12 protein-coding genes are annotated in these 13155 nt (G+C 38.4%); 6 read left to right on the top strand and 6 right to left on the bottom strand.

Going from position 1 to position 13155, the window contains the following annotated elements:
* Positions 1-92 precede the first annotated feature (92 nt).
* Entirely contained in the window at positions 93-716 is a 624-nt protein-coding gene (locus V7108_RS14655; RefSeq protein WP_335568620.1) for an excalibur calcium-binding domain-containing protein, read from the bottom strand.
* Positions 717-1451: 735 nt separating this feature from the next.
* Entirely contained in the window at positions 1452-2048 is a 597-nt protein-coding gene (locus V7108_RS14650; protein ID WP_335568619.1) for a hypothetical protein, read from the bottom strand.
* 260 nt (positions 2049-2308) lie between these two features.
* On the opposite strand from V7108_RS14650, the gene V7108_RS14645 reads away from it, so the two are divergent.
* From V7108_RS14645 to V7108_RS14625, 5 genes are all read left to right on the top strand, one after another.
* Positions 2309-2878: a helix-turn-helix domain-containing protein gene (locus V7108_RS14645; protein WP_335568618.1), complete on the top strand. Its 570-nt coding sequence runs from the start codon at positions 2309-2311 to the stop codon at positions 2876-2878.
* 155 nt (positions 2879-3033) lie between these two features.
* A complete protein-coding gene (locus V7108_RS14640) occupies positions 3034-4311 on the top strand; it encodes a hydroxymethylglutaryl-CoA reductase, degradative (protein ID WP_335568617.1) in 1278 nt (425 codons plus the stop codon).
* Complete coding sequence (locus tag V7108_RS14635) at positions 4301-4768, top strand: hypothetical protein (RefSeq protein WP_335568616.1); 468 nt, start codon at positions 4301-4303, stop codon at positions 4766-4768. The genes V7108_RS14640 and V7108_RS14635 overlap by 11 nt, the downstream gene beginning before the upstream one ends.
* A complete protein-coding gene (locus tag V7108_RS14630; RefSeq protein ID WP_335509735.1) occupies positions 4765-6120 on the top strand; it encodes a tripartite tricarboxylate transporter permease in 1356 nt (451 codons plus the stop codon). Before V7108_RS14635 ends, V7108_RS14630 begins: the two co-directional genes overlap by 4 nt.
* A 16-nt stretch (positions 6121-6136) precedes the next feature.
* Positions 6137-7057 carry a hydroxymethylglutaryl-CoA lyase gene (locus V7108_RS14625; protein ID WP_335568615.1) on the top strand — a complete coding sequence of 307 codons (921 nt, stop codon included), beginning with the start codon at positions 6137-6139 and terminating at the stop codon, positions 7055-7057.
* 70 nt (positions 7058-7127) lie between these two features.
* On the opposite strand, the gene V7108_RS14620 is transcribed toward V7108_RS14625, so the two are convergent.
* Both V7108_RS14620 and V7108_RS14615 read right to left on the bottom strand, forming a co-directional pair.
* The gene (locus V7108_RS14620) at positions 7128-7919 is read right to left on the bottom strand and encodes an aldo/keto reductase (RefSeq protein ID WP_335568885.1); all 792 of its coding nucleotides are present in this window, start codon (positions 7917-7919) and stop codon (positions 7128-7130) included.
* A 37-nt stretch (positions 7920-7956) separates the two neighbouring features.
* Entirely contained in the window at positions 7957-8841 is an 885-nt protein-coding gene (locus V7108_RS14615; protein WP_335568614.1) for an NAD-dependent epimerase/dehydratase family protein, read from the bottom strand.
* Between the two features lie 168 nt (positions 8842-9009).
* Between V7108_RS14615 and V7108_RS14610 the strand changes: the two genes are divergently transcribed.
* Positions 9010-10086, top strand: a complete 1077-nt coding sequence (locus V7108_RS14610) for a Gfo/Idh/MocA family protein (protein ID WP_335568613.1) — start codon at positions 9010-9012, stop codon at positions 10084-10086.
* Positions 10087-10252: 166 nt separating this feature from the next.
* Here V7108_RS14610 and V7108_RS14605 read toward each other — a convergent pair whose 3' ends face one another.
* Both V7108_RS14605 and V7108_RS14600 read right to left on the bottom strand, forming a co-directional pair.
* Positions 10253-12340, bottom strand: coding sequence for a HAMP domain-containing sensor histidine kinase (locus tag V7108_RS14605; protein WP_335568612.1), 2088 nt, complete (start codon positions 12338-12340; stop codon positions 10253-10255).
* Entirely contained in the window at positions 12315-13001 is a 687-nt protein-coding gene (locus V7108_RS14600) for a response regulator transcription factor (protein WP_335568611.1), read from the bottom strand. Before V7108_RS14600 ends, V7108_RS14605 begins: the two co-directional genes overlap by 26 nt.
* Positions 13002-13155 lie beyond the last annotated feature (154 nt).

The raw sequence follows: 13155 nt of genomic DNA, 5'->3' as shown, positions 1-13155 counted from the left end.
AAATCTTTAACCGTACGGGTTATGAAAGAAATAACTTTTGGCATAAAAAAGGATAGTTGACATAATGGCCGGCCAACTATCCTTTCATATTTCTATCGTTCACACGCAAAATTATCTTTATCTCTATCATGTTTAGGTTCATACGCTGGGTGTGTTGAAGGAACGCCATTGGGATGGACCTTTCTCAATTCCGTACAGTTTTGAAAACTTACCACTGTGGTATTGTTTGCTTCTGTATTAGCGGTGGCTGCCTGAGCTGCAGCTTCCTCCTGTGCTTTCAAGGCTGCTGCTGCTTCAGCTTTTCTTTTTTCTTCTTCAGCTGCGGCTTGCTGCTTTGCCAGCTCCTCTTCTTTTTTCTTTTGTTCCTCTAATTCCCTAGCCTTTTGTTCTTCAATTTTCTTTTGTTCTTCTAGTTCCTTTGCTTTTTGCGCTTCCGCCTCAGCCTTTTCTTTCTCCTCTTTATCCTTTTTCTCTGCTTCTAAACGTGCAGCTTCCTCCTTTTTATCGTCCGTTGATTGTTCAGTTTTTTGTTCAGACACCTCATCAGTTTGTTCAGGTGCTGTACACCCCAACAGAATGAAAGGAATGATAAATACGAAAACTCCTCTAATTACTACACTTTTCCCTGACTCCATTTTAACCAAGGAAGGTTTAATTAGACCTAAGATGATCACAATAATAAATAAAAACATCAACAACATAAAAAAATTAGACACTTTAATTTTCCCCCTCTAACATGACCTTTGTCCCAAATCTACAATATACCTATTCTACCAGAATTGGAAATAATATACTATAAAACCTTTAGGTCTTTGGAAGTTAGGGGGGAAAATTATTGTTCAAAATTAATCGTAGTTTCTTACTTTTTGTCAAAAATTTCTCTACCTGCCAAAATATGTTCCTTACTTGCGAACTTTATTCACTTACCTGCACAGATTTCATTTTACCTGCATTTTTCCTTTGTTTATCTGCCTAACAAATTCAGGCACCCATATCCAACTCTGAAAAAGCCAAGATGTGACCAAGCTTGAGTATCTATTTTTCCTCTATATGGATATTACACTCGAAATTATACGTAATTTCTTAATTCTGGTGTGTTTTTGAAGGTACCATTTTTATCAAAAACCTCTCTTCCTGCCTAAATATGTTCCTCACCTGCAAATTTTAATCACTTACCTGCACAGATTTCATTTTACCTACATTTTTCCTTTGTTTATCTGCCTAACAAATTCAGGCACCTAAACCTAACGTTTAAAAGGACAGGCGTAGGTATTCAAAATCCCTATATATTGAATTTTTACTCGAAATTAAATATAGACTCTGACTCGGAAGCTGTTTTTTAGTTACCCATTATTATTAAACAACTCTCTACCTGCCCAAATGTGTTCCTCACCTGCGAACCTCACTCACTTACCTGCATAGATTTCATTTTACCTGCATTTTTCCTCTGTTTATCTGCCTAACAAATTCCCCCACTGAAAAGGTCTAAATGCCGTATCTGGATGGTGCCCGGCACCTTTATTTTTAAAAGGATAATCCCTTAGCTTTCCTTCATACTCGAATTGAAAGTTGGGTACCTGCTGCAAGTCATAGGGTGCGATTAGAGAGAGGGGCTTGTCAAAATGAAGGGTGTCACAGTCTTTTAGTAACGACGCAACAAATTGAGAACAGAAAAAAGCTTTTTTTCTATCTATTGGGGTATTAAACATAACACCGATTAATCCTAAAAAATTATAACGATACTGTTTCTTTCGAGCTTCGATTGCTTCTATATACTGATACATCTTTCGCAATTGATCTTCAGTTACGGTAAAGGAATAAATAGCACAGTCTGCATGTGTAAATAAACCTGTTAGAACATCTTCTTTCACAAAACCCCCAATAAAAGGATTTCTGGCTGTTTTTCTCCCGAAACTATATACCTCTGACAACTCGTAATCAAATGCTATCGAGGCATGATTATATGGTTTTTTCGTATAGAGCTTAATCAACTTTGTTAAAAAGGAACCTGTATTTGTTAAAAGAATATAAACCTTTCTTTCCATCATTCTTACCCTCCTCACCAGTTCCTGCAGCAACTTTTCTACTCTCACTATACAAACAAAAACCTAAGAAAAGATTGATAGAATCCTTAAGAAATTCTTAAACTTGAAAACCAAGGAAAACCAAGGGGACGGTTCTGATGGCTTAAAAAGCCACCAGAACCGTCCCCCATGTCACCCCATGTCAAATTTTTAAAAATTATGTTAAAATGTTGAATGATATTAAACATTGTTGAATGAGACTAATAACACTTTAAATAAAGGGGATGTTCATAATTAGTAATATAGGACACATTGGAAAACGTATAAAAGAGGCAAGATTGAAAAAGAAATTTACTCAACAAGAATTGGCAGATAAATGTGGATTAACAAAGAGTTTAATTTCAAAAATTGAACATGGACAAACAGCTTCAGCAATCGCAACTCTATCCAAAATAACGAAAGAATTAGAAGTATCGTTATCATGGGTACTCGGGGAAGATAAAGAGGAAAACCTAATTATATCTCCTAGCAAAAGCCGTACATCAAAAGTGGGCAATAAAGAAATGGGATATTTATATGAGACGCTCGCAAATCGTCCTCAACTTAGTAAAATTGAACCTATCATCGCAACCGTTCTCCCAGATTCATCGGAAGAAGGTCCATACACTCATTTAGAAGATGAGTTTATCTTAGTTCTATCTGGATCCATTTATCTCTCGTATGATGGAGAAAACTATCTTTTAGAAGAAGGTGACAGTGCCTATTTTAATGGAACAGTCCCACATGTTTTCCTGCCTGTAGATAGGAAAGAAGCCAAGGTGTTATCCATCTTTATTGAGCCAAGTTCAATTTAGTTATGCTAGCTATAAAAGGAGGGAAAATCCTATTTATAGCTATTTATTATTCTGAAAATAATTATTATTTACATTCTTGAGAAATTATTGTAAGATTTCCTTGTATTCAACTTTGTTGAATTTAATTTTACATAGTTTAATAGGAGGAATGTAAATTGAATAGTCGTATTTCTGGTTTTTATCGTTTACCTGTTGAAGAAAGACTTAGTATTATTGCAGAGCAATGTAACTTAAGTAATGAGGAAAAGGATATTTTATATGGTGCGACGGCATTCCCTATGAGCACTGCTGATGCGATGATTGAAAACGTTGTAGGTATCATTCCTATACCAGTAGGAATTGCAACAAACTTTAAAATAAACGGAAAAGATACGTTTATTCCGATGGCAACTGAAGAGCCTTCTGTAGTAGCGGCTGCCAGTAATGCAGCTAGAATTGCTTACAACAAAGGCGGATTCTTTACTTCTTTAAGCGGGTCAATTATGAGAGGCCAGATTCAAGTAGTCGATGTTAAAGATCCACATGCTGCAAAAATAAGAATCTATGAAAAAAAGTCTGAGATTCTAGAAAAATGTAATGCACAAGATCCAACTTTAGTTTCTTTTGGCGGGGGCGCTAAAGATATTGAAGTGAATGTGATAGAAACTGCTACTCAAACGATGTTAATACTCAACTTGTTTGTTGATACAAAAGATGCAATGGGCGCGAATGCTGTTAATACAATGGCTGAAGCAATTGCACCGATGGTTGAAACTATTACTTCCGGGCGCGTTATTTTACGTATTATTTCTAATCTTGCAGATCGTAGATTAGCAAGAGCACGTGCAGTTTTCTCTGCTGAAGCATTAGGTGGTAAAGACGTAGTTCGTGATATTGTAAACGCATACGAGTTTGCTGATACAGATCCTTATCGTGCTGCCACTCATAACAAGGGGATTATGAATGGTATTTCAGCTGTTGTTTTAGCTACTGGTAACGATACAAGAGCTGTTGAAGCTGGAGCTCATGCTTATGCAACAACAACTGGACGATATCGTTCATTGACAAAATATGAAATTAATGAAGATGGAGATTTAGTAGGATCTATTGAACTCCCTATGGCTGTTGGAATTATTGGAGGTGCCACAAAGACACATCCGGTTGCTCGTGTCGGCCTGAAAGTTTTAAATATTAATACTGCTGAAGAGTTAGCAGGCTGTATTGCGGCTACTGGACTAGCTCAAAATCTTGCAGGTTTACGTGCTCTTGCAACAGAAGGAATTCAACGAGGACATATGACTTTGCATGCACGTAATTTAGCAGTAATGGCTGGGGCTGCTGGTGACGAAATTGATCAGGTTGTTAGCCAGGCTGTAAAAGAAAAGGATTTCCGATATGACCGCATTTTAGAATTAACCAAACAATTACAAAGGGGAGTTGTCAGTGGCTCTTAATGCTGTAAGAAAAGATAATAACATTGAATCGCATTTACAAGAGAATGCTAGAAAACAAAAGAGTTATCTAGAAATATTGGGAGATACAGTTCTCCCTTTCCAGCTAATTGTGACTGTTATACTAAATATCACTTTTGCTTTAGGCGGTTACCTTTTGGGTCAAAAGATATTCCCAGCACTAGCACAAGAAAAGATGGTGAATTCTTATTCTTTATTGCTTGGTATTGGAGGAAGTGTAATCTGTCTTATCCTTTGTGCAACCTTATTTAAACCCAACAGGATTTTGACAGAGGAAGAAGCAAGTGAAGAAGATATGAAAGAAATATTTAGAGATCTACAAATAGATCCTCGTGAAGAGTATGAACTTATTATGAATGATCCGGTTACCAAACAAGAGATGGAGGAACTTGGTATACTAGGCAAATTTAAAAAAGCAGCGGAGGGTACAGATAAATGACTACATTAATGATTGCCATCATAGCAGCTATTATTGGTGCAGTACTCTTCGCATTAATCGGATTAATTTCCGGTACGGATGAAACGGCAATAATGGTTCCATTTACATTAATAGTGATTCTACTCGGTGCTCCTCCAGCAGCAGTCCTTGCCTTTTTCCTTGCAGCGGTGTTGGCTAAGCATTTAACACATGCTGTTCCAACAGCCTTAATGGGTATTCCTGGTGACACAATGGCTGTCCCATTAATGGAGCACGCCTCCGTCTTGAAAAGACTTGGAATGCCGCATATTGCATTAAGAAAAATGATATCTGGAGGGGTAATTGGAGCTTTTATTGCTCTTCCAACGGCAATTCTTTTAGGACAATTTCTTGGTCAATTCGGGGAATTTTTCAAAACCTATACGGGATTAATTTTTACAATTGCTGCCGTTATTATTGCGTTCTTCTCAAAAGGTAAATGGGTTAGCGTCTTGATGATTATTCCACTCGCCTTTTTTATAAAGGGACTCGATACATTTAGTTTCAGTATTCTCGAAAAGCATTTATCCATTAGTTTCTTTTTAGGTATAGCGATTGGACCGATGTTTTCAGACCTTCTTATTGCTTTATCGTCTAGTTCACGACACACCTTAGAGAAACCTAAACCGAAAGAATATCATTTAGCGCCAGAGACAAAAGCTTGGTCTGGATATTTTCCAAATCCTTTCCGCATTTTAACACGCAGACAAACAGCATTTACATCAGGGGCTACATTTCTCTCTTCATTAACTTTTGTCTTCAGTCCAGTTGGGATGACGTCTTTAATGGGAGAAATCACAGCAGCACGTACAAAAGGGGCTTATAAAAAGTCCACCTCTAGTTTGAGTGTTATGAATGGTGTAACGGAATCAACGTATATAGCAGAGGCACTTATTCCTTTAGTGGCATTTGGACTTCCATTAAGTCCTGTTGCTCTTGGACCAGCTTCACCATTATTTAATGCACCGCCAGTTTTTTCGAGTGATCCGGTGAATAACCTTCATTCATTTTTAAGTCCTTCGGAGTTTTTATTATATGGAGCTATCGGTTTAGTTGTAGCAGCACTTATTGCTTACCCTTTTTCAATGAATTATGCCCGTAAGGCGACGATCTTTGTAATGAACAAGATTAGCCAGGAAGCGATCATTGGTATGTTTATAGGATTAGCATGTTTACTCGCATTCTATGAAGCTGGATTAGTTGGGATTGTTCTTACCTTTACGATGGCAACAGTAGGGGGACTATTAAATCGTATTCTAGGAATAGGATCTGGAGTTCAATTCATGGTATTTTACGGGTCTACGTGGATTATGATGACTTTGTTTGGTCTGTAATATAGGGGGAGATAAATTGCTTAACTCTATTCTTGATAAAAACTACCCAGAAACAGTTGAGATTATCGAGGTTGGCCCGCGTGACGGGCTCCAAAATGAGAAAGAATTTGTATCAACTGAGGATAAAATCAAATGGATTAATCAGTTGTCTCATACTGGATTAAAATATATCGAAGTCACTTCCTTCGTAAATCCAAAGTGGATTCCTGCCTTAAAAGATGCGGAGGAAGTCGTTAGGAATATTGAGCGTGTTCCTGGAGTTACATATGCTGCACTTGTTCCGAACCATAGAGGGCTAGAACGGGCATTGGAAGCGAATATTGATGAAGCATCTATATTTATGTCTGCTTCAGAAACACATAATCAAAAGAACATTAATAAATCGATTGAACAAACATTTCCTATTTTACAAGAGGTGGCAAAAGAATCAATTGCTGCCGGGAAGTCCGTTCGAGGGTATGTATCAACAGTCTTTGGCTGTCCGTATGAGGGGCAGGTAAGCATTGAAAATGTGATAAGAATATCTGAAACGCTATTTGAAATGGGAGTTAGAGAATTGTCTCTTGGCGATACAATAGGCGTTGCCACCCCTTTACAAGTTCAAAAGGTGTTAGATACCTTATTAAGACGCTTTCCCGCAGATAAATTGGCCATGCATTTTCATGATACAAGAGGAACTGCCATGGCAAATGTACTGTCATCACTCGAAATGGGGATAACAAAGTTTGATAGTTCACTAGGAGGACTTGGCGGCTGCCCTTACGCTCCAGGTGCATCTGGAAATTTAGCAACAGATGATTTGCTTTATATGCTAAATGGAATGGGGATCCAAACAAATATACAAACCGACAAATTACTGGAAGCGGCTCAATTTATTCAAGAAAAGATGAATAAAACTCTTCCTAGCCATACATTGCAGGCATGTTCGATTGCATAAACCAAAAACAAACCAGGGGGACGGTTCTGATGGCTTAAAAAGCCACCAGAACCGTCCCCCTGTCACTCTGTCATATTCTATTAAAATCATCAGGATCAGCAAACATACGTTGGTCCTGATTGAGCTCATTAATTTTATCCATATCCTCTTGTGAAAGTTCAAAATCAAAGACATCTGCATTTTCTGCAATTCGGTGAGCCTTTACTGATTTTGGAATTGTCACTACTCCCGTTTGTATATCCCAGCGGATAATGACCTGGGCCGTTGATTTATTGTATTTTTTTGCAATTTCAACCAAAGTTGGTTCTTCCAGCAGGCCGCCTTGCATTAATGGAGACCAGGCTTCAAGCTGGATGCCGTGCTTTTTACAAAAATCATGCACTTCCCTTTGATTAAATCGTGGATGATATTCTACCTGATTTACCATCGGTATTATTTCACAGTTTGCGATAATCTCTTCAAGGTGATGAATGTTAAAATTACTTACACCTATAGCACGAACACGTCCATCCTTATAAAGCTTCTCAAGCGCTTTCCATGTTTCTACAAGTTTTCCTTGAGAAGGAAGAGGCCAGTGAATTAAATACAGATCTAAATAGTCTAACCCTAGTTTCTCCATACTTACATCAAAAGCAGCAAGAGCAGCTTCATAGCCATGATTAGCGTTCCAGACTTTTGTGGTAATAAATAGTTCTTCTCTAGGTACACCAGATTCAGCAATCGCTTTGCCGACTCCTTCTTCATTTCCGTAAATGGCGGCAGTATCAATGCTTCTGTAACCAACTTCAAGAGCAGTCTTTACTGAATTCACTACTTCCTGTCCGTCTTCGACCTTAAAGACACCTAAGCCCAGCCACGGCATATTTACACCGTTGTGTAATGTGGTTGTACTTTGTAGACTACTCAAAGTTGTTTGTCTCTCCTTTTAATAATTTTAGATTTACGTAATTTCTCCATTTATGAATAGGCTTCCAATTTAGAAGTTTCTTAGCCTTCTCATTGTTTAACAGCGGCTCAAAGCCTGATAGTTCTTTTCTAAAATCTTTAACATCCGGATAGCATATTTCCATTAGTTGTTTGCTCTCAATATCCATACTTGTTTCGTCCGCCCCGATATTTAGGGCAACAGAGCCAAGTCCGTCGGTTTCAACGGCCAATCGATAAGCAGTCGCCGCATCCCGTGTATCAATATAACTCCACAAAATCGTTTTTCGCTGCTCAGGATTATGAATGAATCCAGGGAAATTCTGATACATTTCAGGGGCAATGACATTTCCTAACCTGAATGAGACTACCTGCATTCCCGTTCTGCGGTGGATCATATCAGCAGTTTTCTCATTGACAATCTTAGATAAACCATAGCTTTCTTCCGGCAATTGCGGGTGATCCTCATCTATTGGTACATATTGTGGTTTTAAATTTTGCTTTGAAAAACAAATACCATACGACGACTCACTTGAAGAGATTACCGCTTTTTTAATTCCTAAATTCCCCGCCGCTTCTAAAATGTTATAAGTGGACATGACATTATTTTGAAAGGTCACTTCGTTTGGATGGGAATAGGCAACCGGAATCGCTGCAAGATGGATAACAGCATCAGCACCTGCTAATACCCCATACACTTCACCAAGATTTGTTAAGTCTGTTATGACTGTTCTACATAGTGCTTCCTTTGGATACTTCATATCTGCATTAACGACTTCATAACCATGTTCCAAAAATTCTTTGATGACCTCTCGGCCAAGTAGACCACTTCCACCTGTTATAACTACCTTTTTCTTCATTTTCAACCCTCCATCTACTAATTGATAGAACAATACATCCGTGAATCCTAAAAGGATTATTGTATTGAACTTTGTTTGTTCATTATATAAACTAAGTATATGTGAAGCGTTTTTAACTTTCAAGTAATACCTGTTTGGCTGACAAAAAAAGGTTGGAGGAAAGGATCGATGATTTCATTCAGTATTATTGGCGGCGCTAGTTTTCGGGCTCAATATTATCTAAGAATAGCTCAGGCTCTTCCTGAGCAATTCCGTGTATGCGGAATGGTGGTCAGGGACGAAGATAAGGGGAACCTTTTAGAAAAAAAGTGGAATGTTACAACTTACCGAAATGTGGCTCAACTCTTGGAAAATGAAAACCCGGACTTTGTGGTCGTATCCGTTAGTGGATCAGCTATACCTGTCTATTTGCTTCAATTGGGAGAGCTTGGTATCCCTGTATTAGCTGAAACTCCTCCAGCTCAATCAGTAGAGGAATTAGTAACCCTGCATGAAGATCTCACTTGCAGAGGGGCTAAAGTACAAGTCGCAGAACAGTATCATTTACATCCCGTACAGCAAGCGAGACTTTCCATTATTCAATCAGGAAGTTTAGGAAATGTCTCACAAGCAACGGTTTCGATTTCCCATTTTTATCATGGCGTAAGCTTGATGAGGAAAATGCTCGGAATTGGCTTTGAGGATGCAAGCATTATGGGAATGAGATTTGAAGCGCCAATAGTGGCTGGCCCGGATCGCAGCGGATCGCCAAGGGAAGAAAAGATCATTATAGCTGAGCGAGACTTGGTTTGGCTGGACTTTGATCAAAAGCTGGGAATATATGATTTTACAAAGGACCAGCATCGTTCATGGATTCGTTCCAATCATTTGTCCGTTCGTGGAGACAGGGGGGAAATATTCGATAACCGTTTGACAGTATTGGCAGACTATTCAACACCTGTTTACTTAGATTTAAAGCGGATTAACAGAGGTGAAGAGGAAAATCAAGAAGGGTACTATCTGGATGGAATCATGGCAGGAGAACGATGGCTTTATCGGAATCCTTTTACTCCTGCAAGGCTCTATGATGATGAAATCGCCATCGCTTCATGCTTAAAAAAAATGAAAGAATATATCGCTGGTGGTCCAAGCTTTTATAGCCTTCCTGAGGCATCACAAGATCAATATCTTGGTCTTATGATGGAAAAGGCCATCCGTTCTCGAGAAAGGGTAAGGACAGTTCGCCAGCCATGGGCCGAAGTATAAAATAAATGAAATCAACTATCAAAGGCGACTTTCCGATAATTTTTGTTTAGGTATCGCCTTTTTTAAATCCTCATTAGAAAAGCAAACCGTTAAAGAGTAAGACAAAATAATAGGAGGGAGACAGATCCATGTGTCTCCCCCATTTTTCGTATCATGGATGTGCTTTTTAAGAAGACCGTGATAGGACCGCCTTTTGCAAAGAAATCATCGACTTAAACAAATCTCCATCCACTTCAATGGTAAATTGCCCTCTTTGGATTTCGATGAGGCTCTTGGCAATGGATAGCCCTAACCCGCTTCCTGTACTAGATCTGGATTCATCTCCTCTTTTAAAACGCTCCATTAATTCGTCTGCGGAGATATTTAACTCATAGGCTGAAATGTTTTTAAAGGTGAGAAGGATTTCGCTCCCAGCATCTTCTATATCGATGTAAACCCTTGACCCATTGAGAGCATATTTGAATATATTCGATAATACGTTTTCGATGGACCTCCATAGTAATTTTCCATCGGCTGTTACATATACCTTCTCCTTTGGATGTTTGAACCTAAATTCTAAACCCAAATCTTCAATTTTATCACTCACTTCCCCTAGCCCTTGGGAGATTAATGAAATGATATCAATTCGCTCAAATTGAACCGGAATGTTCCCACTGGAAGCCTTCGCTGCATCAAATAAATCATCTGTTAAAACCTTTAGCCTCTTCGATTTTTGGTCCAGCACCTCGATATATTGTTCTACCTTTGATGGATCCTTTTCTTTTTTCAAAAGATCGACATAGGTAATAATCGAAGTAAGTGGTGTGCGAATGTCATGAGACACATTGGTGATGAGTTCGGTTTTTAATCGCTCGCTTTTGAGTTCACTGTTAACGGCGGCTTTCAGACCATCTGTGATGCTGTTGATATTGGAAGCAAGTTTTGCAAACTCTCCCTTTCCCTCTACATGGATGGTATGCAGAATATCGCCATCCTTTATTCGCTCCACCCCTTCCTGGATCGCCGTAAACCTCTTAACCCGCTTAAAAGCAAACCAAGCTGCAATTCCCAGGGTGACCGGAAACATGAAAAACGTTGCCGCCACCAATAGTGGATATCCGATGACGAGTAAGACAGTCTTTACCGCAACATTTCCGCTCCTATATACCTCTCCTATAAACTGAACCACTTTATGGATGATTGTATAAATTAATGTATTTGTAAAAAACGTTCTATTTTTGAGTTGCTTCACAAGTGATAGAACGAGTAGAAATCCTAGAATGGCGATTGGCAGGGTGACCGGAACAATCACTTTATCGACATTTTCAAATAAGTCTTCTATCAAGATAACCCAAAGTGATAGCAGGCTAATAAAAATAACTATATTCATATCATTGTATAGTTTATCTCCTGCAAGCAGGTGCAGTTCATTATCCTTAAATGACTTTCTTCCTATAACAAGGACAAGATATATAAATGAAACGATAAACCCTGCCAAACATACGAGTAAAAGATAAAAGCTCTTCGAGACAAGTTCTTTATTCTCTTTCCATTCTTTTATCTTAGAGTTTAGAAACTTCTCCGTAAAAGCAACATAAACAACATTGCTTTCTGGGTCCAACACATCAACTCTTTCAGTATTCCGATCTACATATTGATTCTCTTCTAATTCTTTTGGATAAATCTCTCTTTTATAATCCTCAAATATCATATAAGAAGGATAGGTTTTGAACTGTTCTTTTTCTGTCTTCGTGGTGTTCGTATAGACATTCACGCCATCACTAGCATAATACAGTGGTCCCTGGACCTCATCTAGATTTTGAAGCGTTAAATGAAAATCTCTTAAATCATTCTTAATCAGCTTATTTCTTTCCTGATCGATTTTATCTGCATATTCTTCTTGAAACTTTTTATAGTTTTCCTCTACACTTAAATTAGGATTGTAACTTTTGGAAACAAATTGATAATCTTCAAATAGGATTTCTTCTTCACTTCTTAACTCTGCCTCACTGATGGTCCCGCCATTAATAATATGCTCTTCATTCTTAAATTCCCCAAGCAGTCTTGTTAGGTCGCCCACAATATTTTCACCTTCCTGGACAAATGCCCTGCTAGAAAGGTAATCGTCTTCAAAGACAATACTAAAATTACCATCATTAACTACTTCTACCTCAACAAATGCTTTGATGACACCCGTAAAACAAAGAATCATAATCATAAAAACAATGATCTTTGTTATCAATAAGTGGCTATATTTTTTCAACTTTATATCCAACTCCCCACACCACCTTCAAATATTTTGGCTCTTTCGGATTGATTTCTATTTTCTCTCGAATTTTTCTAATATGAACAGATACCGTATTCTCCGGGCTAAAGGCCGTTTCATTCCATACCTTTTCATAAATCTCCTCTATCGAAAAAACTCTTCCGGCGTTTGCAGCCAATAGCTTTAAAATCTTATATTGCACCGGTGTAAGGTGAACGGTCTCCCCATCAACCGTAATGGTTTTCGTTTCATCATCGATGACGAGCCCCCCTGTTTGATACACATTGGTCTTGGTCTCAGCGCCTCCAAATGTGGTATACCGTCGCAGCTGCGATTTAACTCTTGCGATTAGCTCTAGTGGATTAAAAGGCTTCGTTATGTAGTCATCCGCTCCGATATTTAATCCTAAGATTTTGTCGTAATCCTCCGATTTGGCAGAAAGCATAATCAATGGGATTTTATTGTCTTCCCGGATTTTCATGGTGGCTCGTATTCCATCCATCCGAGGCATCATAATATCCATGATAATGAGCTGAATATCCTTCTCACCGATGATTTCGATGGCCTCTATTCCGTCAAAGGCTTTGAATACTTGATAGCCTTCATTCTCTAAGTAAATTCCAATCGCATCCACAATGGCTTTATCATCATCACAAACCAATATGTTCATGAATTTTCACTCTCCAATTGTCCCTTTTTCTCTTCTAGATTCATAATACCCATGAAATCTTAACAAACGCTATATGTAAATCTTAAGATTTTCTTAGTATTAAGCTCTTTTCCTAAACTTTGTTGCTTTTTAGAAACCATGGGGACGGTTCTGG

It is taken from the genome of Neobacillus vireti (genome assembly GCF_036962345.1).
Lineage (GTDB): Bacteria > Bacillota > Bacilli > Bacillales > Cytobacillaceae > Neobacillus > Neobacillus vireti_A.
This window is presented reverse-complemented; position numbering and strand designations above follow the sequence as displayed.

Coding starts and splice junctions, on each gene's coding strand:
- V7108_RS14600 (WP_335568611.1), bottom strand. CDS start 13,001: ATGAACATATTGGTTTGTGATGATGATAAAGCCATTGTGGATGCGATT.
- V7108_RS14630 (WP_335509735.1), top strand. CDS start 4,765: ATGACTACATTAATGATTGCCATCATAGCAGCTATTATTGGTGCAGTA.
- V7108_RS14620 (WP_335568885.1), bottom strand. CDS start 7,919: ATGCCGTGGCTGGGCTTAGGTGTCTTTAAGGTCGAAGACGGACAGGAA.
- V7108_RS14650 (WP_335568619.1), bottom strand. CDS start 2,048: ATGATGGAAAGAAAGGTTTATATTCTTTTAACAAATACAGGTTCCTTT.
- V7108_RS14645 (WP_335568618.1), top strand. CDS start 2,309: ATGTTCATAATTAGTAATATAGGACACATTGGAAAACGTATAAAAGAG.
- V7108_RS14610 (WP_335568613.1), top strand. CDS start 9,010: ATGATTTCATTCAGTATTATTGGCGGCGCTAGTTTTCGGGCTCAATAT.
- V7108_RS14615 (WP_335568614.1), bottom strand. CDS start 8,841: ATGAAGAAAAAGGTAGTTATAACAGGTGGAAGTGGTCTACTTGGCCGA.